26 protein-coding genes are annotated in these 24,093 nt (G+C 66.3%); 10 read left to right on the top strand and 16 right to left on the bottom strand.

Going from position 1 to position 24,093, the window contains the following annotated elements:
* Positions 1-7 precede the first annotated feature (7 nt).
* The 4 genes from HHX30_RS16575 to HHX30_RS16590 form a co-directional block, all read right to left on the bottom strand.
* Positions 8-457, bottom strand: a complete 450-nt coding sequence (locus tag HHX30_RS16575; RefSeq protein ID WP_169982863.1) for a hypothetical protein — start codon at positions 455-457, stop codon at positions 8-10.
* A 229-nt stretch (positions 458-686) separates the two neighbouring features.
* Positions 687-1,532: an ABC transporter permease gene (locus HHX30_RS16580; protein ID WP_169982864.1), complete on the bottom strand. Its 846-nt coding sequence runs from the start codon at positions 1,530-1,532 to the stop codon at positions 687-689.
* The gene (locus HHX30_RS16585) at positions 1,529-2,527 is read right to left on the bottom strand and encodes an ATP-binding cassette domain-containing protein (RefSeq protein ID WP_169982865.1); all 999 of its coding nucleotides are present in this window, start codon (positions 2,525-2,527) and stop codon (positions 1,529-1,531) included. The genes HHX30_RS16580 and HHX30_RS16585 overlap by 4 nt, the downstream gene beginning before the upstream one ends.
* A 97-nt stretch (positions 2,528-2,624) precedes the next feature.
* A complete protein-coding gene (locus tag HHX30_RS16590) occupies positions 2,625-3,953 on the bottom strand; it encodes an endo-1,4-beta-xylanase (protein WP_169982866.1) in 1,329 nt (442 codons plus the stop codon).
* A 293-nt stretch (positions 3,954-4,246) separates the two neighbouring features.
* Here HHX30_RS16590 and HHX30_RS16595 point away from each other — a divergent pair, with 293 nt between their 5' ends.
* From HHX30_RS16595 to HHX30_RS16605, 3 genes are read left to right on the top strand one after another with little or no spacing between them, the layout of a single operon-like run.
* Complete coding sequence (locus tag HHX30_RS16595) at positions 4,247-4,981, top strand: ABC transporter ATP-binding protein (protein WP_169982867.1); 735 nt, start codon at positions 4,247-4,249, stop codon at positions 4,979-4,981.
* The gene (locus HHX30_RS16600) at positions 4,978-6,438 is read left to right on the top strand and encodes a histidine kinase (protein WP_211592119.1); all 1,461 of its coding nucleotides are present in this window, start codon (positions 4,978-4,980) and stop codon (positions 6,436-6,438) included. Before HHX30_RS16595 ends, HHX30_RS16600 begins: the two co-directional genes overlap by 4 nt.
* On the top strand, positions 6,435-7,040 hold the full coding sequence (locus HHX30_RS16605; RefSeq protein ID WP_169982868.1) for a response regulator transcription factor: 606 nt from the start codon (positions 6,435-6,437) through the stop codon (positions 7,038-7,040). Before HHX30_RS16600 ends, HHX30_RS16605 begins: the two co-directional genes overlap by 4 nt.
* A 3-nt stretch (positions 7,041-7,043) precedes the next feature.
* Here HHX30_RS16605 and HHX30_RS16610 read toward each other — a convergent pair whose 3' ends face one another.
* Complete coding sequence (locus HHX30_RS16610) at positions 7,044-7,739, bottom strand: DUF4328 domain-containing protein (protein WP_169982869.1); 696 nt, start codon at positions 7,737-7,739, stop codon at positions 7,044-7,046.
* Between the two features lie 200 nt (positions 7,740-7,939).
* Between HHX30_RS16610 and HHX30_RS16615 the strand changes: the two genes are divergently transcribed.
* The 3 genes from HHX30_RS16615 to HHX30_RS16625 all read left to right on the top strand — a co-directional run bounded on the left by HHX30_RS16615 (position 7,940) and on the right by HHX30_RS16625 (position 9,827).
* Positions 7,940-8,503 (top strand): GNAT family N-acetyltransferase, encoded by a 564-nt coding sequence (locus HHX30_RS16615; protein WP_169982870.1) that lies wholly within the window; start codon positions 7,940-7,942, stop codon positions 8,501-8,503.
* A gap of 9 nt (positions 8,504-8,512) precedes the next feature.
* Positions 8,513-9,325: an alpha/beta fold hydrolase gene (locus tag HHX30_RS16620; protein ID WP_169982871.1), complete on the top strand. Its 813-nt coding sequence runs from the start codon at positions 8,513-8,515 to the stop codon at positions 9,323-9,325.
* Between the two features lie 88 nt (positions 9,326-9,413).
* Positions 9,414-9,827, top strand: coding sequence for a prevent-host-death protein (locus HHX30_RS16625; RefSeq protein WP_169982872.1), 414 nt, complete (start codon positions 9,414-9,416; stop codon positions 9,825-9,827).
* Positions 9,828-10,252: 425 nt separating this feature from the next.
* Here HHX30_RS16625 and HHX30_RS16630 read toward each other — a convergent pair whose 3' ends face one another.
* Positions 10,253-11,113 carry a helix-turn-helix domain-containing protein gene (locus HHX30_RS16630; RefSeq protein ID WP_169982873.1) on the bottom strand — a complete coding sequence of 287 codons (861 nt, stop codon included), beginning with the start codon at positions 11,111-11,113 and terminating at the stop codon, positions 10,253-10,255.
* A 144-nt stretch (positions 11,114-11,257) separates the two neighbouring features.
* On the opposite strand from HHX30_RS16630, the gene HHX30_RS16635 reads away from it, so the two are divergent.
* Positions 11,258-12,013, top strand: coding sequence for an SDR family NAD(P)-dependent oxidoreductase (locus HHX30_RS16635; RefSeq protein ID WP_169982874.1), 756 nt, complete (start codon positions 11,258-11,260; stop codon positions 12,011-12,013).
* 118 nt (positions 12,014-12,131) lie between these two features.
* On the opposite strand, the gene HHX30_RS16640 is transcribed toward HHX30_RS16635, so the two are convergent.
* From HHX30_RS16640 to HHX30_RS16660, 5 genes are all read right to left on the bottom strand, one after another.
* Positions 12,132-12,413: a Fe-S cluster assembly protein HesB gene (locus HHX30_RS16640; protein ID WP_169982875.1), complete on the bottom strand. Its 282-nt coding sequence runs from the start codon at positions 12,411-12,413 to the stop codon at positions 12,132-12,134.
* A 173-nt stretch (positions 12,414-12,586) separates the two neighbouring features.
* On the bottom strand, positions 12,587-13,006 hold the full coding sequence (locus HHX30_RS16645) for a hypothetical protein (RefSeq protein ID WP_169982876.1): 420 nt from the start codon (positions 13,004-13,006) through the stop codon (positions 12,587-12,589).
* A 61-nt stretch (positions 13,007-13,067) separates the two neighbouring features.
* Complete coding sequence (locus tag HHX30_RS41680) at positions 13,068-13,280, bottom strand: DUF397 domain-containing protein (RefSeq protein WP_169982877.1); 213 nt, start codon at positions 13,278-13,280, stop codon at positions 13,068-13,070.
* A gap of 54 nt (positions 13,281-13,334) precedes the next feature.
* The gene (locus tag HHX30_RS16655; protein WP_311922489.1) at positions 13,335-13,592 is read right to left on the bottom strand and encodes a hypothetical protein; all 258 of its coding nucleotides are present in this window, start codon (positions 13,590-13,592) and stop codon (positions 13,335-13,337) included.
* Between the two features lie 19 nt (positions 13,593-13,611).
* Entirely contained in the window at positions 13,612-13,821 is a 210-nt protein-coding gene (locus HHX30_RS16660) for a hypothetical protein (RefSeq protein ID WP_169982820.1), read from the bottom strand.
* Between the two features lie 147 nt (positions 13,822-13,968).
* Here HHX30_RS16660 and HHX30_RS16665 point away from each other — a divergent pair, with 147 nt between their 5' ends.
* Together HHX30_RS16665 and HHX30_RS16670 are read left to right on the top strand one after the other, a co-directional pair.
* Positions 13,969-15,228 carry a helix-turn-helix domain-containing protein gene (locus HHX30_RS16665; protein WP_169982879.1) on the top strand — a complete coding sequence of 420 codons (1,260 nt, stop codon included), beginning with the start codon at positions 13,969-13,971 and terminating at the stop codon, positions 15,226-15,228.
* Entirely contained in the window at positions 15,225-15,872 is a 648-nt protein-coding gene (locus HHX30_RS16670) for a 2'-5' RNA ligase family protein (RefSeq protein WP_169982880.1), read from the top strand. The genes HHX30_RS16665 and HHX30_RS16670 overlap by 4 nt, the downstream gene beginning before the upstream one ends.
* On the opposite strand, the gene HHX30_RS16675 is transcribed toward HHX30_RS16670, so the two are convergent.
* On the bottom strand, positions 15,862-16,782 hold the full coding sequence (locus HHX30_RS16675; protein WP_169982881.1) for an NgoMIV family type II restriction endonuclease: 921 nt from the start codon (positions 16,780-16,782) through the stop codon (positions 15,862-15,864). The genes HHX30_RS16670 and HHX30_RS16675 overlap by 11 nt on opposite strands.
* A 220-nt stretch (positions 16,783-17,002) precedes the next feature.
* Complete coding sequence (locus HHX30_RS16680) at positions 17,003-18,274, bottom strand: DNA (cytosine-5-)-methyltransferase (RefSeq protein WP_311922491.1); 1,272 nt, start codon at positions 18,272-18,274, stop codon at positions 17,003-17,005.
* Between the two features lie 88 nt (positions 18,275-18,362).
* On the opposite strand from HHX30_RS16680, the gene HHX30_RS16685 reads away from it, so the two are divergent.
* Positions 18,363-18,857, top strand: coding sequence for a very short patch repair endonuclease (locus HHX30_RS16685; RefSeq protein ID WP_311922492.1), 495 nt, complete (start codon positions 18,363-18,365; stop codon positions 18,855-18,857).
* A 32-nt stretch (positions 18,858-18,889) separates the two neighbouring features.
* Here HHX30_RS16685 and HHX30_RS16690 read toward each other — a convergent pair whose 3' ends face one another.
* The 3 genes from HHX30_RS16690 to HHX30_RS16700 are packed head-to-tail and all read right to left on the bottom strand — an operon-like array spanning position 18,890 to position 23,768.
* Positions 18,890-19,459 carry a hypothetical protein gene (locus HHX30_RS16690; RefSeq protein WP_169982883.1) on the bottom strand — a complete coding sequence of 190 codons (570 nt, stop codon included), beginning with the start codon at positions 19,457-19,459 and terminating at the stop codon, positions 18,890-18,892.
* Positions 19,460-19,488: 29 nt separating this feature from the next.
* Positions 19,489-21,246 carry a DEAD/DEAH box helicase family protein gene (locus HHX30_RS16695; RefSeq protein WP_169983058.1) on the bottom strand — a complete coding sequence of 586 codons (1,758 nt, stop codon included), beginning with the start codon at positions 21,244-21,246 and terminating at the stop codon, positions 19,489-19,491.
* Positions 21,246-23,768, bottom strand: a complete 2,523-nt coding sequence (locus HHX30_RS16700; RefSeq protein WP_169982884.1) for an ATP-binding protein — start codon at positions 23,766-23,768, stop codon at positions 21,246-21,248. The genes HHX30_RS16695 and HHX30_RS16700 overlap by 1 nt, the downstream gene beginning before the upstream one ends.
* Positions 23,769-24,093: the final 325 nt, after the last annotated feature.

Raw genomic sequence — 24,093 nt, forward strand, 5'->3', positions numbered from 1 at the left:
ACGCCGTTCAGCTGGTGCTGTAGAACGCCGGGTATCCGGCGCAACTGGCGGTGGCCAGCCGCTTGGCCGACGAGATCTTGTCGTTGAACTTCCACCGTGACGAGCTGAGGTTGGGCACCGTCTCACCAGGACGAATGCAGTAGTGCCGGTCAAAGTAGTACTTGTCGTCATACAGCACCCAGGCCACCGCGTCGTTGTTGGACAGGGAACTCGTTTTGTCGCTGAAGCCGCCGAGGTCGGGACTGGAGGTCGGCACGTACACCCAGCCGTAGTAGGGGTTCGACACGAGCTCGCGCATGACCCTGATCGAGCCCTCGTACCCCGCGTCGCCGCGCAGGACCAGGGTGGGCCACTCTTCGTCCGCCGCGTGAGCGGGGGTTGTGGCCCCGGAGACGCCCAGCACCGCCACGGCCGACGCGATGGTCGCGAGCGCGAGACGCGTTCTGATTCGAGACACGATTCCTCCCAGGGGATCGACTGCTTCGGTTTCCTAGAGGAGCGTGCCGAATACAGCTTGGACGCCACTTGGGCTGGCCTTGGTGTCCATTTGTCTGCCAAACCAGGCGCTTCCCCCGGCGGGGCCGGTGTCCAGGCCCGTCGCCGCGCGGGCCTGGGCGGTGGCCGAGCGCCCCCGTCGTGCTACGAGGGTGATCGGTGGAAGCGCCTGCCTGGCAGGCGTGCTGTCGCTACTTGCGGTTGTAGAGGCGCATGGTCAGCGCGCCGAAGACCACGATCGAGGCCGCGCCGCAGACCAGCACCCAGATGATCTCCCCGCTGTCCGGGCTGCCCGCCATCAGTGAACGCGTCGCGCTGACCAGGTGGGAGATGGGGTTGACGCCGACGAACGCCTGCAGCCAGCCCGGCATGGTCTGCGGGTCCACGTAGACGTTGCTGAGGAAGGTGAGCGGGAACAGCACCAGCATGCTGGTGCCCATCACCGACTTCTCACTGCGCAGCAGCAGCCCGAACATCGTCCAGATCCACGAGAACGCGAACGAGAAGGCCACCAGCAGCGCGATGGCGGCCAGCACGCCGACGACGCCGCCCTGCGGGCGGAAGCCCAGCACCAGGCCGACCACGAGGATGACCGTCGCCGCCATCGTGTAGCGGAGCGCGTCGCCGAGCAGATAGCCGACCATTGTCGACGGCCGCCAGATCGGCAACGTACGGAAGCGGTCGAAGACGCCCTTCTCGATGTCCTTGTTGACCTCGACCCCGGTGTACATCGTGATCATCACGACGCTCGTCACCATGATGCCCGGCAGCAGGAACTGCAGATACTCCGTCGGCGACCCCGCCAGCGCGCCGCCGAACAGGTAGGTGAACATCAACGTCATCATGATCGGGAACGCGGTGACGTCGAAGAGCTGCTCGGGCACGTGCTTGATCTTCAGCATCGCCCGCCAGCCGAACGTCAGCGAGGCCGACAGCGCGCTGGGGCGTGGCGGGCGCGCCCCGGGCGCCAGGACCGCGCCCAGCGTCTCGGCCGCGGGGACGAAGGACGTGCCGCTCTCGGTGGTCGTGGTGCTCATGCCGCCTCCTCCTGCGCGTTCTGGTCGGTCGCCGGGCGATTGGTGAGGGCCAGGAAGACTTCGTCGAGGCTGGGCTGGCCGAGGGAGAAGTCGTCGACGACGATGCCGGCCGCGGCCAGCGCCGCGAGGGCGCGCGAGGCCCGCTCCGCTCCGGCGTCCGCGTCGTCGCCGGGGACGCGGGTGGTCAGGGCCACGGGATCGGCTTCGAGGTGAACCTGCGTGTTCAGCTCCCTGGCCAGCACGCGCTCCGCCTCCGGCCGCTGCGCGGCGTCCCGCAGCCGCACGTGCACCGACCCCGAGCCGACCGACGACTTGAGCTCGCCGGGGGTGCCCTCGGCGATGACCCTGCCGTGGTCGATGACCGCGATCCGCCCGGCCAGCCGGTCGGCCTCGTCCAGATACTGCGTGGTGAGCAGCACGGTCGTGCCGTGGGCGACCACGATCCGGACGATGTCCCAGACCTGGTTGCGGCTGCGCGGGTCGAGCCCGGTCGTGGGCTCGTCCAGGAACAGCAGGTCGGGGGTGTTGAGGATGCTGGCCGCGATGTCCAGCCTCCTGCGCATGCCGCCCGAGTAGGTCTTGACCTGCCGGCCGGCGGCCTCGGTCAGCCCGAAGGCATCCAGCAGTGCCATGGCCCTGTCCTTGGCGGCGGGCTTCTTGTGGCCCAGCAGCCTGCCGAGCAGGACCAGGTTCTCCATCCCGGTCATCTCCTCGTCCACCGAGGCGTACTGGCCCGTCAGGCTCACCCGGGTGCGTACGGCGTCGGGCTCGCGCAGCACGTCGTGGCCGAACACCCTGGCCTCGCCGCCGTCCGGGCGCAGCAGGGTGGCCAGCATCTTGACCGCGGTGGTCTTCCCCGCCCCGTTGGGGCCGAGCACGCCGTACACCGTGCCCGCGGGCACGGTGAGGTCGAGCCCGTCCACCGCGCGGTTCTCGCCGAATATCTTGACCAGGCCCGATGTCTCTATCGCCAGGTCCGTCGTCCGGTCCCGCATGATCTGTCGTCTCCTTCTGTCCGTTCACCCAACAGGCGCCAGATCGACGGGCGGGGCCCGCTAGATCGGATCTAGCGGGCCCCGGGGGAGCGTGTCGTCAGGCGTGACGGCAGGAGACCGTGGGCCAGGTCCGGTTGCCGTGGTGCTTGATCGTCACGCCCCAGCTGTCGCCGTGGCCGTCGGGCCGGGCGGTCATGACGTTCGTGGTGGGGTTCCACCTGGCGCTGACGTTCCACGTCGCGATGATCTTCGCGGGACGCGGCACGGTCATGGTCACGATCCAGTCGTCCGAACCCGTGACGGTGACGCCGAGGTTGTACCGGTCGGGCCACTTCGCGCCCGCGGAGAGGGTCGCGGTGCAGCTCCCAGCGGGGGACGGCGTCGGGCTGGGCGAGGGGCCGGGAACGGCGGCGTTGAGGGCGTCCAGCACCGCCGTGTACGCCGGCTTCTTGTCGCCGTCGCCGTCGAACAGCAGCGGGGTGTCGCCGCTGCGCCAGGAGTCGGTGTCCCGGACGCCCCACACGGTGACGCCGGTGCACCGGGGGACGGTCAGGCAGTCGGTGACCACGTCGGCGTACGTCGCGGGCGGGGCGCCCTGGATGTCCAGCTCGGTGATCTGGACGTCGACGCCGAGGGCGGCGAAGTTCCGCAGCGTCGTGCGGAAGTCGCCGGGGTAGGGGTTGCCGCTGGTGAAGTGCGCCTGGATGCCGACGCAGTCGATGGGCACGCCGCGGGACCTGAAGTCCTTGACCATGGTGTAGACGCTCTGTGTCTTGGCCGAGGTCCAGTTTTCGATGTTGTAGTCGTTGTAGCAGAGCTTGGCGGCCGGGTCGGCGGCCCGCGCGGCGCGGAAGGCGTGCTCGATCCAGTCGTCGCCGGTGCGCTGGAAGTTCGAGTTGCGCCGGCCTCCGGTGCCGTCGGCGAAGGCCTCGTTGACCACGTCCCAGGCGTAGATCTTGCCCTTGTAATGGGCCATCACGCCGTCGATGTGGTCGATCATCGCCTGGCGCAGCGCGCTGCCGGACAGGTTCTGCAGCCACTGCGGCTGCCCCGAATGCCAGAGCAGGGTGTGGCCGCGCACCTGTTTGCCGTTCTGCGCCGCCCAGTCGTAGACGCGGTCACCCGGGCCGAAGTTGAACACGCCCTGCCGGGGCTCGGTGGCGTCGAGCTTCATCTCGTTCTCGGGCGTCACCATGGTGAACTCGCGCCCGGCGATCGCGGTGTACACCGGGTCGCCGAGCTTGCTCGCGCTGATCGCGGTGCCGAAGTAGCGCCCGGTTTGGGCCGCCGCCGCGCCCAGCGTGTCGGCGGCGGCGTTCGCCCGGGGGGTCCCGGCCACCGCGAGGCCCGTCGCCAGCGCCGCGACGGCGCCGAGCACGAGCGTACGGCGGACGACTCGGCTCCCGGCGAGGAGACGGCCGGTCATCGGCCTCCTCCGGGGGAGGGCCGACCCGCGGGTTGTGCCATGACCTTGAGGCGTTCCAAGGCGTCCGTCCTTCCTCCTGAGGGTCCTTGCAGCGAATGTTTCGATATTTCACCGAAACATTGCGACTGACAAGACGTGCCCGTACGCTGCTCCTCCGCGGGTGTAGAGATCACGGATAGCGCGGCAGGGACCTCTCCGGAGCGGGAAAGTTTCAGAGAACCGTGACATCTGTCGTGGCCGGGTCGTGACAGACGGCGCAGGCCCGGACCGGGGCGGCGGCGGAGGCTTGCCGCATGGACATTCACGAGGGCGCCCCCGCCCTGTCCGCGGCGGGGCTGCGCAAGACGTACGGCGAGACCCGCGCGGTCGACGGAGTCGACCTGGTCGTGGGCCGGGGAGAGGTGGTGGCCCTGCTCGGCCCCAACGGCGCGGGCAAGTCCAGCACGATCGACATGGTCGCCGGGCTCGCCCGCCCGGACGCCGGGGAGATCGCCGTGTTCGGCGTGACCCCCCGCGAGGCGGTGCGGAAAGGCATGGTGGGCGTGATGCCGCAGGAGGGCGCGCTGCTCGACGACGCGACCGTGGGGGAGACCGTGGCGCTCATCGCGTCCCTCCACAGCGCCCCCCTGCCGGTGGAGGAGGCGCTGCGCCGGGCCGGGGTGGCCGGCCTCGCCGGCCGGAGGGCCGCGCGGCTGTCCGCCGGCCAGAAGCAGCGCGTCCGGTTCGCCATGGCGCTGGTGTCCGGCCCCGGCCTGCTGGTGCTCGACGAGCCGACGGCGGCCCTGGACGTCACGGCCCGGCGCGAGTTCTGGCGGTCGATGCACGCCTTCGCCGCGACCGGCCGCACGCTGCTGTTCTCCACCCACTACCTGGATGAGGCCGAGGCGTACGCGGACCGGGTGGTGCTCATGCACGCGGGCCGGATCGTGGCGGACGGGCCGGTGTCCGCGGTCATGGCCGAGGTGGGCGCGCTGGGTCTGGAGGACGCGTTCCTGCGCCTGACCGGAGATTCGGAGGCCGTGCGATGACCGCGTACCTCACGTTCGAGATCCGGCGGACGCTGCGGGACGCCAAGTTCCTGCTGTTCGCGGTCGCCCTGCCGGTGGGGCTGTATCTGCTGATGGCCGACCGTTTCATCGACCAGGGGGTCCCCGCGTCGTACGTCATGGGCGGCGTCGCGGTGTTCGGGGCGATCAAGTCGGCGCTCGACGTCGGTGCGCGCACGGCGGTGGAGCGCGGCATCGGCTGGCAGCGCCAATTGCGGCTGACCCCGCTCAGCGGCGGCGGCTACCTGCTGGCCAAGGCGTCGGTGGCGATGGTCGTGGCGCTGCCGCCGGTGGCCGGGGTGTCGCTGGTGGCCGCGCTGGTCAGCGGGGTGCGCCTGTCTCCCGGCGGATGGGCGCTCGCGGTGCTCGGCGTGTGGGCGGGCACGGTGCCGTTCGCTCTGCTGGGCCTGCTGATCGGACAGTTCGCCACCGCCCAGAACCTGCAGGCGTACCAGGGGGCGGTGGTGCTGGTGCTCAGCTTCGTCGGCGGGCTGTTCATCCCGGTGAGCACGTTCCCGCAGGCGCTCGCGACGGTGGCCAAGGTCCTGCCGAGCTACTGGCTCGCGCAGGTCGGGCACGCCGCGCTGGCGGGCGCGGCGGCACTGACGCAGAACGGCCCGGCCTATCTGGGGCACGCCGGCGTCTTCAGCTTCGCGCTCGCGGCGGCGGCCTGGCTGCTGCCGGCGCTGTGGGCCGTGCTCCTCGGGTCGGTGCTCGGGGTGGCCCAGGCGCTCGTGCAGTGGGCGGCGCCCGGTCCGATCTCCTGGGGGCTTGTGGGCGGGCTCATCCCCGGGATCGTGATCCCGGTGGCCGTGACGCTGCTGATCCGGCTCGTCGTCCAGCTCGGCCAGGCCCGCCGGGAGATCGAGGCGCTGGCGGCGGCGGCCGAGCGCGACCGGCTGGCCAGGGACCTCCACGACGTGCTCGGGCACAGCCTCACCACGATCACCGTGAAGAGCGGCCTGGCCCGCCGGGTGCTGGAGAGCGGCGGCGACCCGGAACGCGCGCTGGCCGAGTTGCGCGACGTCGAGCGGCTGTCGCGGCAGGCGCACGGCGAGGTGCGCCTGACCGTGTCCGGCCGCCGCCGGCCCTCCCTCGCCGCCGAGCTCGCCGGGGCCCGCGCCGCACTGCGGGCCGCCGAGATCACCGCCGTCCTGCCGTCGTCCGCCGGCCACGTCCCGGCCGAGCTCGCCGAGCCCTTCGCGTACGTCCTGAGAGAAGGGGTCACCAACGTGATCCGGCACAGCGGCGCGACCCGATGCGACGTGCTGCTCGGGGACTCCTGGCTGGAGGTGCGTGACAACGGCCCCGGGCGGCAGGCGGCGCCACCGGGCAACGGCCTTTCCGGGCTGGCCGAGCGGCTGCGCGCGGTCGGCGGGCGGATCGAGGCGGGCCCGCTTCCCTCCGGCGGCTTCCGGCTCCGGGCGAGCCGCCCGTGATCAGGGTCCTGCTCGCGGACGACCAGGCGCTCGTAAGCGGCGCGCTGGCGGCGATGCTCGCGCTGGAGCCCGACATCGAGGTGGTCGCCCAGGTCGGCTCGGGCGAGGAGGCCGTCGAGGCGGCGCGGCGCAGCCGGCCGGACGTCGCGCTGGTGGACGTGCAGATGCCGGGCAAGGACGGGCTGGAGGTCACCGCCGACCTGCGCGCCGCGCTGCCGTCCTGCCGGGTGGTGATCTGCACGACCTTCGGGCGGCCGGGCTACTTCGCCCGCGCGATGGAGAACGGCGCCTCGGGCTTCGTCGTGAAGGACGCGCCGCCCGAGCACCTGGTCGACACGGTGCGGCGGGTCCACGCGGGCCTGCGCGTGGTCGATCCCGCCCTGGCCGCCGAGTCGCTCGCCAGCGGGTCGAGCCCGCTGACCGCGCGGGAGCGCGACGTCCTGCGCGCGGCCCGGCAGGGCGGCACGGTGGCGGAGATCGCCCGGAGCCTGCACCTGTCCGCCGGGACCGTACGCAACCACCTGTCGGCGGCCATCGGCAAAACGGGGGCGAGCACCCGCGCCGAGGCCGCCCTGAGAGCCGACGAGCAGGGCTGGCTTTAGCGGTTACTGCGCGTACGACCAGAAGGCGGCCCGGCGGCGGTCCTCCTGGAAGCGGGTGATCGCCAGGATGACCGCGACGGCCAGGGCGGCCGCGCCGATGGTCAGGACGTTGCCGACCATGTCGAAAAGCGCGGCGTCCCGGATTTCCGGCAACTCCTCGGCATCCGCGTACCTGCGGCTCACCACCCGGGTCACGATGGTCACAAGCACCCACGCCAGCCACCAGGCCCAGACAAGGCCGGAACGGCGTGCGGTCGCGAGGTTTCCGCTCTCCTCGATCGCGCCGGGCTTGGACGACGTCCAGATGTCGTCGACGATTTGCTTGGGGAACCAGAAGTTGACGATCGGCACGACCCACCCGAAGATCAGCCAGGGTGTGGCGCGCCGGTGCGGCCACGGGCTGAGCGTCTCGGCGTTCGCCCGGGCCCGGAACAGCCAGACCAGGAACATGACGGCGGTGGCGACGTAGACGACGGTCTCCACCAGCCCGGACAGGGCGTAGAGCACGTCATTGGTCTCGAGAGCGCTGATCGGGACGGAATTCGTGTCGGCCAGAAACCTGTCGACGAGCACGGCCCGCTGCGCGTCGATGCCGGAGGAGATCAGGCACACCACGGAATCGGCGGCCAGCATCATGACGGCCGCCGTCCCCAGGCCCCGAATGGGTCGCAGGGGAGCGGGTGGTGGTGTGGGGTACACAAAAGACTCCTCACAATAGGCCGACAGGTCATCATGCGATAGGGCGCGGAACCTGATTGTGCGCGTTTCTCACCCGGGATGATTCTGTGATCACGTCGGAATCCGCTAATTCGGAATATCGCGTGCGGTGCGCCGCCCGGCGGCGACCTCCGGGAAAAAGCGAATGACCGGCGAGCGGTGCGAGGGCAAGAATGCGTCCCATGTCCCAGGCCACACTGCGCACCGACCGCATCGAGCTCGTTCCGCTGTCCGACGAGCACCTCGAACACGAAATCGAGCTGGACGCCGATCCCGAGGTCATGCGTTACCTCACCGGCCGAGCGCGTACCCGTGAGGAAGTCGAGGAGTTCCATCGCGGGCGGCTCGCCGCCGCGGAGCGCGTGCCGGGGCTCGGCTTCTGGGCCGGTCTCGTGGACGGGCGGTTCGTCGGCTGGTGGATCCTGGAGCCGCCCTCGCGTGCCGACCAGGGCCCGGTCGAAGGACAGGCCGAGCTCGGCTACCGGCTATTGCGGCGCTACTGGCGCCAGGGCCTGGCCAGCGAGGGCGCCCGCGAGCTCCTCCGGCACGGATTCGAAGATCTCGGACTGACCCGCGTCTTCGCCGAAACCATGGCGGTCAACACCGCCTCCCGCGCGACGATGACCGCGATCGGCATGCGGTACGTCCGTACGTTCCATGCGGACTGGGAAGAACCGCTCCCCGGCAGCGACCTCGGCGAGGTCGAGTACGCGATCACCCGCGAGCAGTGGCTCGCGGCCCATTAGGTTGTCGCCATGGAGGCAGAGATCGGCGGCGTGGCGGTGCATTACGCCGAGCACGGAAGCGGACTCCCGGTGGTGGCGTTGCACGGCTCGGGGGTCGACCACCGCGAGATGGCCGGCGCGCTGGAGCCGGTGTTCCGCGACCGGCCCGGTTGTCGGCGCGTCTATCCGGACTTGCCCGGAATGGGGCGCACTCCAGTGCCGGAGCGGTTTCGCGGCTCCGACGACGTCCTCGATCTCCTGCTCGGCCTGATCGACGCCGTTGTGGGCGATGAGGAGTTCGCCGTCGTCGGCCACTCCTTCGGCGGATACCTCGCCGCGGCCGTCGCCGACCGGCGTCCGTCCCAGGTCGTGGGGCTGGCGCTGATCTGCCCTCTCTCTGAGGAGACCCGTGACGTGCCCCCACATGTCGTGCTGCACGCCTCCGCCGACGTGGCCGAAGGTCTGAGCCCGGCCGAGCAGGGGCAGTTCCGGGACTACTTCGTGGTGCAGACGCCGGACACGCTGAGGCGCTTCCGGGAGCACGTGGCTCCGGCCCTGCCCCTCGTCGACTGGGACGGCCTCGGGCGGATGTCCGAACGCTGGCGGCTGAGCGACGTCCCCTCGGACACCCCTCCGTACACGGGCCCGGCTCTGATCCTGGCCGGGCGCCAGGACTCCACATTCGGGTACGCCGGTCCATGGGAGCTGGCGGAGCGGTATCCGCGCGCCACGTACGCCGTCCTGGACCGCGCCGGCCACGCGCTGCCGCACGAGCAGCCCGGGCTGTTCACCGCGCTCGTCACCGAGTGGCTCGACCGGGTGAACGAGCATCGCGCGGCCTGAGTGGCCGAAGCCCCTGCAGCTGCGTACTTGACGTACTCGACGTACTCGACGGCGGATCGGATGCTGAGGGAGAGCGAGGGGGATTGGTATGGGAGTGCATTTTGCCAGCTACAGCGAGGCTCGCGCGAAGCTGAAGGAGCTTCTCGACGCGGCGGAGCGAGGCCGCAGCGCGACCGTCAGCCGTGATGACCGGACTGCCGCTGTGGTGGACGGCGAGCGCCTCCGTTGCTCCCTCACCCGGGTGTGTCCATCCCACGCTCGAATGGTGCCCGAGGATGGCGGGTGGTCGGTGTTCATTCCAGGGTTGCCGGTCGCCGCGGACGGGCGGACGTTCGACGAGGCCATCGACGAGATGATCGACGCCCTCCGGGAGTACGCCGAGGACTGGCAGGACCACCTGTTGAACGCGGCCAACCACAGGGACAACTGGGGTCTGGTGCAGATGATCTGCCTGAGCAGCGACGACCAGTTACGCGAGTGGCTGACCGGAGTAGCTCCATGACGTGGCCCCAGCCGACCTGAGAGGATCACGAGCGCTTCTGCAAGGCCGCGGGCTGGCGGCGAATCCGGGACGCCAGGGGACGGACGGGCACTCATCACGTCACATATGAGCTCGACCTTCCTACGGGTGGCATCCTGCGGACGCGCATCTCACATCCGCCTGACCGTACGACCTATGGGCCCAGCCTTTGGGCTCATATCCTGCGGGACCAGCTTCAGGTCTCCGAGGAGGAGTTCTGGGACTGTCTCCGAGACGGGGTCGTGCCCGACAGGGGAGGCTCTCAGACACCGCAAGAGGCGCTTCCCGCGGATCTCGTGCACCTCCTCATTCACCGGGTGGGGCTTACCGATGCCGAGGTCGCGGGGATGTCGAAGGACCAGGCTCTCGCCCGTCTCCAGCGCTACTGGACCGAAGGCGCATAGCCCTCAGCCGGTGACGGCGCGAAGGGAGCCGGGGTGGCGGCCGGTGAGGCGGTCGAGCCTGGCGGCGGTGACATCGTCCGCGGGGAGATAGGCGATCAGGAGCTGGCTGTCGTCGCCGGACAGGTCGAGGGTCTCGTAGGCGAGCCGTAGCTCGCCCACATCCGGATGCGTCAGCCGTTCGAGGCCGGTGCGCCTGGACGGGCCGGGCGGGGTCGTCAGCCGGTCGGTGAAGGGGGCGCCGACGGCGAGGGTCAGTTCGTCGACGAGATGCGCGATGTGCGGGTCCGCGCGGGAAATGCCCAGTTTCAGCCCGGCGAGCCGCTCGTCGGCGACGCGGTCCCATTCCGGATAGGCGGCTCTGGCCCGGGGATCGGCGAAGACGTATCGCACCAGGTTGGGCGGCCGGCGGTCCAGCAACCCGATGGGGCCGATGAGCCGTTCGTAGCCGTCCGTGTGGGCGAGCACGTCACCGAGCCGGTTGACCACCACAGCCGGGGCGGGTTCGAGCCGGTCGAGCAGCGCAAGGACGGTGGGACGGACGGACTGCGTGGGCGGTCCCTGGCACGGGCCGACGAGCCGGCCGGCGCCGTCGGCCGCCTTGAAGTGGTGGAGCAGATGGAGGCGGTCGTCGGCGGACAGGCGCAACGCGTCGGCGAGGGCGGCGAGCACCGGTACGGAGGGATGACGATCACGTCCCTGCTCCAGCCGGGTGAGGTATTCGACGCTGATCCCGGCGAGCGTGGCCAGTTCGGAACGGCGAAGGCCGGGGGTACGGCGTCGTCCGCCGCCGGGCAGCCCGACCTCGGCGGGGGTGACGGCCTCGCGGCGGGCCCGGAGGAACTCGCCCAGGGTGTTGTCGCTCACGATTCGCAGGCTACCGAGTGGCCTCGGTTCCGATCGTGGCCCTGCGGGGGCCAGTCTCGGCCCGGCCTCCCTCCGGCGGTCCCTGTCACCGGATCCTTGGCGCTGCTCAAGGTTTTCCACTGTCGTTTCGTGAGGAGCGCCGAAATGGATCTGGGACTCACCGGCCGTACGGTCATCGTGACGGGGGCCTCCGGCGGCATCGGCCGCGAGATCGCCCGCGGGTTCGCCGCCGAAGGGGCCGATGTGGTGCTCACCTATCACCGCTCCCAGGAGGGCGCCGAGCGGCTCGCCAAGGAGATCGACGGACGCTCGCTCGTCGCGCCGTACGCGCTGGACGACGACGGATCGGCCCAAGGCCTGGTCGAGACCGTGCTGGAGTGGTCCGGCCGGGTCGACGTGCTGGTCAACAACGCCGTGCACTGGGGCGCCGCCGAGCCGGAGCCGGATCTCCCTTTCGAGGCCGTGTCCGACGAGAGGTGGCAGAAGATGATCCGGGCCAATGTCGAGGGCACGCTGCGGCTCAGCCGTGCGGTCGTCCCGCCCATGCGGGAGCGCGGATGGGGCCGGATGGTGCACATCTCGTCGAGCATCGCGGTCGACGGCATGCCCGGTGGGGAGTACTACGGCGCGGCCAAGGCGGCACTGCACGGTTTCAGCAGGTCCGCCGCGTTCGGGCTCGGGAAGGCCGGAGACATCCTGTCCAACGTCGTCATGCCCGGCTTCACCAGGACCGAGACCAACATCGAGATGGTCGAGCAGGCGGGCGGGCACTACAGCGCGCTGGCTCCGATCGGCCGCCTGCTCGACGCCGCCGAGGTCGCGGGCGCCGTCGTCTACCTGGGCTCGGCCGCCAACACCGGCATCACCGGACAGGCGATCAAAGTGACCGGCGGGGCCTGACGCCTGTTCGCGGTGGCGGCCTGATGCGAGCCCGCGATGGCCGCCGGCCGGCCTGATGCCGGACGGCCTGCGGGCCCACACGGCCTGGGTGCGGTGTCGTACCGCTGGCGACGTGGATCTATTGGCGCATCAGCTTGAAGGTGTGCCCACCCTCCGCGCCGATGTCGGCGTCCAGCGTCTTGTCGTCGAGCGCGGGTGCCACCCCCGCCTCGACGAAGACCCGGGTGTCCGCCTTCTCGATCACCTGGTCGCCGGCCTGCGGCGCACTCACCAGAGACAGTTCGAGCGAGGCTTCCTCGCCGGGCTTCGACGCCAGCCGCAGGCCCGCCTGGTCGGGAATGTTCTCACCGACCGTCAGATCACGGATCGCCATGACGGCGTTGTCGGTCAGCGTCAGCATTGAAATGCTCCTTCACCAGTGGGGGTACGAATTTTCCGGACGCCCGGGGGGAACCACGGGCACCGTCTGTATGCCGGGCGGCCCGACGGCGAGTGTGAGACCCGGCCACCCTGACCTCGTAACGCCGTACCCCCGATCCGGGCGGGAAACCGCCTGAAGGCTCGTAGACCGATTCAGGAGGCGGGGCAGCGGTAGGCGGCGTGGCGGTTGGGGGAGCAGCAGACCACGCCGCAGGTGAGGAACCGGCCGCCGGTCAGCCAGATGCCCCACTGCACGTCCACGCCGTTGCGGAGCGCCTCGCGGGCGGTCTCCAGCCGGAAGTCCAGCCCGAGCCGGGCCTCGTCGGCCGGGCGGAGGAATGAGCTCTGCATCGACCGGTAGCGCTCCGCCAGCCATGTGACAGCGTCGTCGAGCGTGGCCGGACTGGCGTCGATCCGGCGGGCCGGCTTCAGCAGCCAGTCGCAGGTACGCATCGGTGGCAGCGGGGAGCCGGTGAACGGGCCGGGGTCGGCGGGCGGCAGCGGCGGCCGTCGCTCGGCCTCGTTGCGCAGGTCTGCCCCGATTCCGCTCCACACGTAGCAGTGCAGGTGCATGACGCTCCGTACAGTGGGGGTGGCCCCCGCTCGCTATCACCGGGCAGGGGCCACCGTGCTCCTACAGTGTGGTCAGGCCGGCCGCGCGAAGCTCGGCACCGGTGAACCGGAGAGTCCCGGCATCCGGGTTCTTGCTGTCACGCAGGGCGAAGGCGTCGGCCTCGCCCGGAATCGGGGCCAGCTCGACGCAGGACTCCATGTCCTCCTCCTGCTGGTTGCCGCCGCACAGCCGCCGGAAGCGCACTCCGGCGATGTCGTGGTCGTACAGGTCCATCGCGTTCCTTCCTGTTCGGTGGTCCCGCCTCGGCGGGTCGCCGGGCGGGCGTCTTCATCGGGCTCGGCCGAGCAGCAGGTCCAGCCACATCCGGCGCGCCCGCGCGTCCGGCAGGCGTTCGGTTTCCCGGATTTCCGGTTTGTTGCCGCTCCGGTCCGTACGGCGGACGAACAGCAGCCCGCCCGACGCGCAGAGTTCGTACGCCAGCGGCGAGCAGTGGTCGCAGGTGTGCGCAACGACCCGGGCCCGGACAGTGCGCCCGGTCTCGCGCATCCACCGAACCGCGACGCGCCCCGGCTGCTCCGGAGCCACGTGCAACCCCGGGCAGCTCTCAGGGAGCCGAGGCAAGGGCGGCCAGGTGTTCCTGCTCGGCGATGACCCGGCAGAGCTCGGCCAGGTCATCACCGTCGACGGTCCGGGCGGCGCCCGCGTCCTCGGCCGCCGCGGGAAAAGGTCGTTCGCGGGTGGCCCACAGTCGGCCGCGATCGCTCGTCATCACCCGCCAGCCCTCGGTCGGCGTGGTGCTTCTCCGGTCTGTCACAGCTCGGACCTCGATTCCTGATCAGAGGTCCTGTGCCGGACCTCGTTCGGTGCTACCTGCTATGACAGCGCTGCGTAACCTTCCCGGCACAGGTGCGGATGAGGGAAACTGAGGGCGCCCAGGGATCACCCCCGGATCCGAGCAGAGGTGCAGGCGATGAGCGACGACCTACCCGCATGGGCCGTACGGCTGCGCGCCGAGCGGCGCAACCGGTTGTGGAGCCAGCGTGAGATGGCCCGTCGCCTGGTCGAGGCCGCCGACGAGGACATCCGTCCCCGCCTGCCCTCTCGGGAGACCATGGTCCGGCGCATCAAGGCGTACGAAGCCGGACACAACCGCCCCGGCGACCCCTACCGCGTCCTGTACGCCCGAGCCTTCGGGCTCGCGGAGGCGGAACTATTCGGAGAACCGGTTGGTGTCCCGGCGCGCGAGGACGGTGTGATCGATCTCGTCGCCTGGGTCGAACAGACCAACGTGGGCGACGGCACGATCGGCATGCTCGCGGAGGAGACGCAACGCCTCGGTGAGAGCCACGCCCACGTCCCTCCCGCGCGGGTGTTGTCTGATGTCGTCCGCCTCGAACGGCACACTCGCGTGCTGCTGTCGGGTGGCAGGCAGAGGCTTCGCCAGACCCGCGAACTGTTCCGCATCGAGGCCGATCTGCTGGCCCACGCCTGCATCCTCTTCGGGGACCTTCACCGCAACGGTCCCGCCCTGAGTCACGGCACGGCCGCTGCCATGTGCGCCGACGAAGCCGGCGCAAGCCCGGCCGCCGCGCTAAGCGCCCAGGCGAAGACCGAACGATGGCGGGGGAGGTTCGCCGCGTCGGCCGACCTCGCGCGGCGAGGGTACGAGTGCAGTCCGCCGACCCAGCTTCGCGTTCTGCTCGCGAGTCAAGAGGCCAACGCCTCAGGACTGCTTGGGGACAGGGTCCGGGCACGAGAAGCACTCCAGCGCGCCGAAGAGGCTGTCCAGGGCGGGCTCTCACAGGATTCCGGCGTTTCCCCCTGGTCGTGCCCGCGCCCACGGCAGGCGTTGTACGCGCTCTCGGTTGCCCTTCAGTCCGGGAATCCGGAGGAGGCTCTTCAGGCCGCTCGTATGGCGGAGTCCGCGTGGGCGTCGGGTGATCCACGCGTGCCCGCCACCTGGGCGCAGATCAGGTTCGGTGCGGCCAACGCCTACGCGATGATGGGTGACCTTCATGGTGCTGCCGAGCAGATCGCGCCCGTGATGAGCATGCCGCCAGAGTTCCGCACGTCCACTGTGACGAACTACCTGGTGGAGTTGGACGCGCGGTTGGACGACCGGCGCTTCCATGGCTCTGACGCGGCAGCGACCCTCCGGGAGCAGATCCGCGATTTCACCTCAGCCGCCCTGTCGGCGGTCGGTGCCGGGGAGGACGCGTGAGCCCTCTGCCGAACTTCATGGCTGACCGCTGGGGGAGACGGGAGATGCTCCCTCCTGGAAAGGGCCGGATTTACTGGCACGTCCTGTTCCGCGCTCACCCAGAGGTCCGGGCGATAGCGAGCGAGGCCCATCGACGACTGGACGGGATCAGTGGGCTGGACCCTGTGCCGTACGAATGGCTGCACCTGACGATCCTCGTCGTCGGCCTGACGGACGAGATCCCGGAGGAGCAGATCTCCGCCTTGATCGCCGAGGCCCGCAAGCGCCTGACGGACGTACAGCCCGCCACCGTAACGCTTGGCCGCGTGCTCTACCACCCCGAAGCTATTGCCCTAGAAGCGCGTCCTGCGCAGGCCCTAATGCCGATGCTCGACGCGGTACGGACCGCAACGCGCACTGCGACCGGTCGTGCAGGCATCCTGGGCACCAATCCCTGGATACCGCACATCACGGTCGCCTACAGCAGCGCGGAGCAGCCCGCCGAGCCCGTCATCGCGGCCCTGGGCCGTCACCTACCGGACTGCGAGGTAGCCATCGACCACATCAGCCTGGTCGTCCAAGATGGCCCCGAATACCTCTGGGACTGGCATCCGCTTGCAGGGATACCCTTTGGCGCCAGTCCTTCGAATTCGCTCAGTGGTTGATGAGGTCAGTAACCAAATTATCGAAGCTCTTCAATCTCTTCTGTTTGACCATCTCATCCCACTGCTCTAGCTGTGACGGCTGATCTCTGTTCGTCCTTTCGTCTGCAAATTCAGTTACTCCTTCTCCTGTCTCAGTGAAGGCTACGTGATAGACGGTATCCACCCCGCCTACTCCGCCGACAAGTGCCGCTATGCGCGAAGGTAGTGGCTCCGCGGTAACGGCCACAATGTGCGGTGCGCGGCCTCGTCGCGCCGCAATCAAGGTATTGGACTCGTGGCGAACATTCTGTACTCGGTCACTACGGATAGTCCATTTGCAAGAGATTACCGCGTGCAGCATGACTGCATCTCCGTCGAGGCGGCCGACTACAACGTCGGGGTTTGTGGTGTACTCCGTGCCCACTACATCCCGGAGAATTTCATCATTCGCGAGCAAACTTCGAAGCTTACCGAGATGTTCATACTGGACGTAATCATCAAGCTTTGCATTACGCTTTACTGTCCACTTGCTAGTATCGAGGTTTTGCAGTAGGTGTTGCTCGGCAGCTCTTTCCAGGGCGTTCCCCGCGCTGCCCTTTTGCTCCCCTGAGGCCAGTTCGCGAGATACTCCCAGTTTAGTGTATACGTAGTTTGCTATCCTCAGGCTGGTAGTGCTATGAATATCTGCGATATTGGGACGCCAAGGGCGTCCGCAGATATCAGTAACTTTCTGTCGCGCCGCAGCTTTGGTACCTTTGTCTAGCTCTTGCCATAAAAACAATTCTGTGAGCGAGCTGGGGGCCGTCATGCGATCTCCACGGAAAGCTATTTGTTCTTTGGGTGGCAGTCTTGCTTGGCTGCGCAGATGGGACTGACCAGAAGCTCGAAGGCGACCTAATTCGCCTGTGGCGGCGTTGTTTTCGATTGCCATGTCGCCATCCGGTGGGAGTGCTGCTAATGCTTCGCTATTCGCATCAATCTCGCTGACGGGTCGGCCAGGCAGGCAAGGTGCGACTCAATAAAGGCGATAAGACGGCAGTGTCACTCCTTCAAATATCTGGAGCAGCCCGCCGTGCTCGGCTCGAAGTGCTATCCCGCTCAGGCAGATATCTCAGCCGTTATGCGGAGCTATTCGTGAGCTATAGAGGCGCCTAGCTGATCTTAGTCCGCAATTGCTGGAACTGCTCGTGGCGCGCATGGGTCTCTTGGCCAAGGAATGCCTTGAACTCTCCGAGTTTGTATGCGGTGAGGGCATTGCCGTCCCGGACTTCGATATCGAAGTCGCGGCGTAGGAGACTGATGCGGCGCTCCAGTTCGTTTGGCTCCAGCTTGATTCCGACGGCTTTTTCGATTTGGGTGGCCGTCATGAAGTCGCCCTTGGCGCGAAGCGCCCGGTAGATCGGGTCGTGCTCCGGTTCGGGATCGAGTTCACGCCGCTCGGCCGTACGGTTCAGTGCAGCGGCTATGGCTACTCCGATGGCCTTGGCAACGGGGGGTGGGAAGGCATTGCCGATCTGCCGATAGTTCGATGTCTTCTTGCCGGTGAATTCCCACTGGAATTCGCGGTCATTCCAACCTTGGATGCGTGCGACCATCTCACAGGTGAGTTTCGGGCCGATGACAAACTCATCATCCGGGCCAGGGGCATGATTCGCGATGCCCAGAGCATCTACGCCCAACTCGGCCCATGCACGCTTGGCTCGGGTGGGGCCGAGGTCAGCACCACCATGCTTCTTGGAGCCTCCGACGATAGTGGGGGCAATGCCGTCGGCCTTATCGGCCCAATCCTCCGCGCCCTTCCAGCCGTTGACCGACATCAAGGGCAGAAGGATTTCGCCCACGGTAGGTGCGGGTCCTACTGGCTGCGGCCAGTGGAAGTGGGCGAAGTCATCCGGCTCCATGGCGACGAGCACGAAGCGCGGGCGTAGCTGAGGGACTCCATAGTCGGATGCCTGAAGGAGTTTCCATTCGGCGGCGTAGCCGAACTCGCGAAGGCGGTCCAGCACGTGCTGCCGATAGCCGGCAAAGCGAGGCATGCTCAGGCCGCGGACGTTCTCCAAAAGGAGCGCCCGAGGCCGAACTAGCCTGACTTGCTCCACGGCCCAGGCGAACAGGTCACGTTCGTCGGTGGCGCCGAGCTGCTTGCCCGCGATGGTGAAGGGTGGGCAGGGAACTCCGCCAGCAAGGAGATCGAGTCGCCACCCATCCCGAGGGGCGTAGTCCTTCGGGTCCCACACGGAAGGGTCGGCGACGTCACCCTGTGCGACCTTCCAGCCCGGCCGGTTGCGTCGCAGGGTGTTGACCGCGTTCTCGTCCAGTTCAATGGCTAGCTCATGCTCGAAGCCAGCCTGCTCTAGGCCAAGAGCTTGGCCGCCGGCGCCGGCGCAGATCTCAATGACCCGAAGTGCCTTCTGGGTGGTCACAAGATCTCCTTTCGGGGGTTCTGGGGCGACGCTGGGGAGCCAGCAGAGGTATCTTCGCGGAGGAGACAGTGAGTCGTTCGGAACGAGTGTGTCTGACCTTAAGAGAAGCCATGCCCGAGAGCAGGCCCATGAGCGAGGTAGCTACCCAGCTCCGCTGAATGAGGGCCGCTCCAGAAACATGCGTGCCAACCGGCGGACGGACACCAAACCTGAGGTGGCGTTGCGTAGCGCCTTGCACAGGCTGGGCTACCGGTACCGTAAGGATCTTCGTCTCGACCTGGGCGGTGGAGTCAAGGTCCGCCCAGACATCGTCTTCACGGCACGCAAGGTCGCGGTCTTCGTCGACGGTTGCTTCTGGCACGTCTGCCCTGAGCACGGGCGGCAGCCAACTGTCAACGAGTGGTACTGGACGCCCAAGCTGCGGCGAAACATGGAGCGGGATCGCGCGGCTGACACGGCGCTTGCCACCGCTGGGTGGCAGGTGGTGCGTCTGTGGGAGCACGAGCCGCTGACGAGCGCCGTTGCAGCGGTCGTCGCTGCTCTGGGAGCCGAGAGCGAACACGTGCGCGACCCTAGCGGATAGCACTGACACTCTGGGCAGCGACTCATGCCAGGTCATGACTGTAGGAAGCTCAACAGACGTTGCCTCTCCGAATCGGGAATGTTCTTGTTGGCCTTGATGGTGTTTCTCGCAATGCTATGAATGTATGACTTGTCGAGCTCGAGTGAACGAAGAGTGTACGTGTCGGCATCTGCCACCTTGGCCGGGATCACAGGTAGCCCAAGCTCTCGCAGCTCGCGTACCCGCCGCTCGGCATGGACAGCATCCGCAGTGATTACTCGCAGATAATCTGCCGGCACGGGCTCGCCGAGGCGATCGGCTAGCAAGCTGAAAAGTTCCTGGTGCGTCCGGGAGCTATACGGGATCTTCCTTGCCCAGTCGGGAAGGACGCGCCCGTACTCTCGATCCATCTCGTACTCCAGCGTATGCCGGATTGTGTGCCAGGCTGTCTCCTGCTTAGGGATATTGGCCCTGAGTAGCGATTGAAACGCGACGGCGGAGGCCCTTTTCGCTGTCAAGTAGGCATCAAGTAGATCTTGATGGGATGCGGAATTTTTGAGTTGCTCAACAAGCTCGCTATACGCGTCAACGAGTTCCGGGCGCTGACGCAGCCACTTCTCCATCACCGATCTGTCGCTATGCATAACCGCCCCTAACCTCGCCTGAAGTCACTGTGGTCATACTCCGGCGGGTATCGAAGGATGTGTACGTCTTCGCCTGCTTCTTCTACAGCTTTCAGATCACCTAGCCACTCTCGTAGGAACTGGGCACCGGGCTTGTCCTCCTCGTTGGCGTGAAAAAAGGTCACCTTACTGCCAAGTTTGACCCGTGACCCAGATCGGCTCTGCGGAGCTTCGAGTGAACTATGCAGGTCTAAACCGGCGGCGAAGCGCCGGATATCCGAGACAAAATCGAGAACTATCACCCGATCCTTGCCTCGTGCAAGACGGAGGCCCCGGCCAAGTTGCTGTACGAAGATCCGGCGGCTGTGGGTGACTCTCTGAAAAACGACGATATTAACGTCGGGAACGTCAACGCCCTCATTAAGTACATCGACCGCACACAGGACTCCGATACGGCCCTCGGCGAAATCCCAGAGCGCTTTGTTGCGCTCCACGGGCTTCATTGCCCTTCCGCTCACGGACCTGGAGTAAATCGCTTGCGCTCGGGTGATCGCCAGAGCGTTGATCCTGGCTGCAGTCTTCTCTGCGTGGTCGATGGTCCCGCAAAAGACAATGGCGCGAGGGTTCGTCTGCTCCTTCCAAGCCTCGGCCAGTCTCTGCACGACAGCATCGTCCCACTCGTCGACGAATAGAGTTCTATTGATTCCCCTTGGGCTAAATTGGTCGCCGTGAAGTTCCTGGAGAGCCTCCCAATTCACGTTGTCTGTGTACATGCGGTAGTCAACATTGGCGAGGTACCCCTCGCGTAGTCCTCTGACGAGATCGATGTTCACTACAGGGTGGTCAAACCACTTTCCGAGGGCGCTGCCATCCGGGCGCCAGGGCGTAGCGGTCATACCGACAAGGAATGCCCCCCCGTCGCCGGCCGACAGCTCGCCTAGTACGGAGTTATATGCAAGAGTGCCTAGATGATGACACTCATCTACGATCACCAGATCAAAATGCGGAAGTGCTCGGCCTGACTCTAGGCTGGAGGCAACGCTGTCCACGCATGCGAAGACTAGGTCCAGATCTCTCAACACATCAAAGTCGGGTCGCTCATAACCGTTCCAAACTCCTGTGGACTGAAAGGTGGATAGCATCGGCCAGAACGAACGTTCCAACTGATAGACGAGTTCGTTACGGTGAGCGAGTACAAGTGTCTTTGAGGTGGGCCGTAAGAGCGAGAAACGGCGGTAGAATTCCGCTGCAACAAAGGTCTTTCCTAGGCCTGTCGCAAGTACCACGAGGGCGCTTCTAGCACCTCGAACGAGTTCTCCCATCATTCGGTCGACGGCGTCAGACTGGTAGTTGCGTAGCTCGTAATTATCCAGGCAGCGTTGAGCGGTCGGCTCGGGCTCAGCGAGTTCTGCCTGTTTGATGAGCTTCCGGGAGTCCCAAAGCTGTAGCTTGATTCCCTGCGCGAGGAGTTGACGCTGTTGTTGCAGCACCGCGGGCGCGAACCCACTTTTACTTACAATGACAGGGATATCAGCCTCATATCTCCTGGTAGCGGCAAGAGTCTCAGCGACCACTTCCGGACCCACTGCGGTCCGCCAGCGCTTGACCTGGAAGAGCCATCGCTTGCCTGACTTGGTGGCAATGACATCAGCACCGCCATCACCGGAGGTACCCGCGAGACGTACATGCTCGAACCCACGAGCTAAGACCAGTCGCATCACCATGCGCTCGAATGCCTGCCAGCTGGTCCCGCTCAGCAGGAGGTCACTCACTATCCGCTGAGCCATCACAGTCTGCTGTCTAGGAAATCAGCCGCCGCGCGTGCGCGTGTCACAAGCAGTGGTTCCGGCCGCTGATAGCGTAGATAGGAGGCGCAGTCCTCAAGGCAGCGTAGGTACTTGATTGATAGTTCCTCTCGCAGGCCTTCAGCAACGGTAGGCCCCAGATCGTCACTTGGCCAGGGATCCCGCCACACTTGCCCGTCGAACCACACCTGCGGGAATTTCTGAAAAAACATCACCAGGGCGGCCGGATCACAGTAACGCAGGTACTCGCCGGACTGCTTCATGCGGTTGAGTTCGCTGAGGTCCACCCCCGAAGAAATCATCCCTTCCGCCAGTGCTCGCTGCTGCTTCTCGTCCAGGTCCGCATAGAAGTCCTCCGCTTCAGGAATTCCGACGAGACGCTCGGCGATCAGTCGGAAGACCTGCTTGATCTCCTCGCGAACGCTTTCGGGTGTCTCGGCAACCAGGTCACCCCATGCTCTCCGGAGGACCTCAGCCATGAGAACCCCAGGCGAGTGGCCTCTCTGCCCGGTCAGAGACGAATAGTTGTCGTAGAAGAACTGCGCGGTCTCTGCCGCAACCATATCCTCTGGCCGCATACCCAATTCCGAGAAGGCCGGGTGCATACGGTCGACGAAGACCGCAATTTTTCCGATTTTCTTATGGCTGAGCACCGGTATCGGTTCCCGGCCGTACCGGGGGACGATCGGACGTTGCATCATCCGGGTAGTGACGTCCACTGGAGAGCTGGTTGTCCCGTCTGCCAGGCTGATAGTCAGTCCTGTTATCGACAGATCGGTCCACTCTTCGGAGGCGGTAAGCAGTTCCTCTTCGCTAGCCGGATGTGCCGCACCGCGAACGAGGGCGCAATTCCGGCAAGCGTCTTCGCTGGCCTCGTTGGTTTGACCGCAAAATGTGCAATTCCACGGGGTGATTACTTTGGGTATCTGAGAGCTGCCGCACACGTCGCAGCTGACGGCCGACTTAGGGATCTCGGCGCCGCAGTCAGAGTTCAAGCAGTTCTTGCCAACAAGGACGCAATTGCATTCCTCGCAGGTTTCCACTCGAGGGACGTTCTGAAAGCCGCATACCGGGCACTCTAAGAGCTCCTCAATTGGCTTGTCATTTGCGCTCTCGACAAGTTCCCACCACTTGGTATCGTCATAGTAGCCAGCTTCTTGGCTCTGAAATCTAGAAAGGTACTCCCGCTCGATCTCGCGGGGGATTCGTTCGGCCTTTCCTTTGGCTGGGTTGTACTGACCCATGTACATGTCAGCGCGGCCGAAGTTACGTACCTTGCGATATCCCTGAAAGAGTCTGGATACCGGGGATGGATTTGTTTCGCCTGGGCCCCATTTGCTCGGGATCAGTGAGCTGCCGCGAAGGAACTGCATTGCCGCGTACCATTCGTCGCTTGTTCGCTGAAAGTCCTGCTTGGAGAAGTCAACCGGAACATGATCAAGGTGTACCTCGCCAACAATTCTCCCGTACTGTTGGTCGACTGGGTATTCTTTCTCCGCCTTCTTTGTGTTTTCGTCCACATGCTCGAAGAAGGCGGCCTTTTCTCCAATGCGGATCGCGCGGCCGTTACGAATCAAGTCAATGCCGTAGTCGTTCTGGTCGTCGTACCGCTGGATACCAACCCAGCCCCAAACTCGCTCGACGACTTCCCGTGCCTCTGAACCGCCGCACCGGCCACAGGGTTGACCGTACTCCATCAACGTCCCGTCTCGCAGGCAGCGAATGTTTTTCGTAAGCTCCTTATCGAAGGAGATGCGGGCAGGGATGCGGCCATGCCCTGCTCTCTCAACAAAGCGGCTGGCATCCCAGACGCAGTGCTCAAAGGCCGGGTATGAGTCGTTATTGAGAAGAATTTTGGTGCGGCTACCGCCTTCGCCGCGCAGAATAGTCGCATACCTACGGGCTAGCTGCTGGCGAATAACATTCTTTCCCAGTGATGCGAGCTTGCGTATGAATGCGTTGTTCGGGTCACCCTCCGGCCACCAGTTGCGAACTTCAATGATTGTCCCGTGCTCCAGCCCGTGAGGCTTGGCGACCACATCTGCCGGCACCTCAAACGATCCCTGTTCGAGTAGCTTCGGCAAGTCCACGGTCACCTGGAGAGCGTACGAGTCCTCAGCTCGCGCGGAGATGAGCTTTGTGACTCGCCCGAGCTTGCCGGTAGCGATATTGAAGCCCATGCCGAACAGCCCGAGAGTGTCGAACGCGTTTTTTGACGAATAGCCAGCACGTAACGCATTCGCGATCTGCTCCTCAGTCAGGCCCGGCCCCGAGTCCCGCACGCGCACAAAGCCGTCGCCCCGATTGACCTCGGAAGCCCCAGGCACCTCAACGAAGACCTGCCGGAAGGCGGAAGGCTGGCCTAGGGCTTCCGCAGCACGGAAGGAGTCGAGTGCGTTGTCGATGAGCTCGCATAGCGCATCCAGGGGAGTGATAGGGGTCCGCGTGAGTGCCAAGAGGACGTTGGGTGTGGGCTGGATGTCCAAGAGCTTGTGCGTGCTCACGACTGCTCCTTAACCGTGCAACTCAGAGGAGATCATGCACAGGTTACGTATCCCCTGGGGCAAATGCCGTCACGATATGCAAACACTCACGCTTGAGATGCTGGGACGGTTACCCTCACCTGCGCAGACGCTTGCTGGCTGTACCGCCGGGGCTTCCTCCCGCTAGTTCAGGCCGTGAGTCTCGTGCAGCCTGCGGAAGACCCACCTCGGCTTGCGTGAGCCGGTCGGCTCCGAGGCGGTTTACTCCTTCCCTCGCAACCGTCCATGACTTGAGCGATCGCTTAATTCGGCTTACTCTCGGTTTTGAGCGATCGCTCAAGACCCG

The sequence above is a fragment of the Microbispora sp. H10836 genome, assembly GCF_012999525.1.
In the GTDB taxonomy this organism is placed as follows: Bacteria; Actinomycetota; Actinomycetes; order Streptosporangiales; family Streptosporangiaceae; genus Microbispora.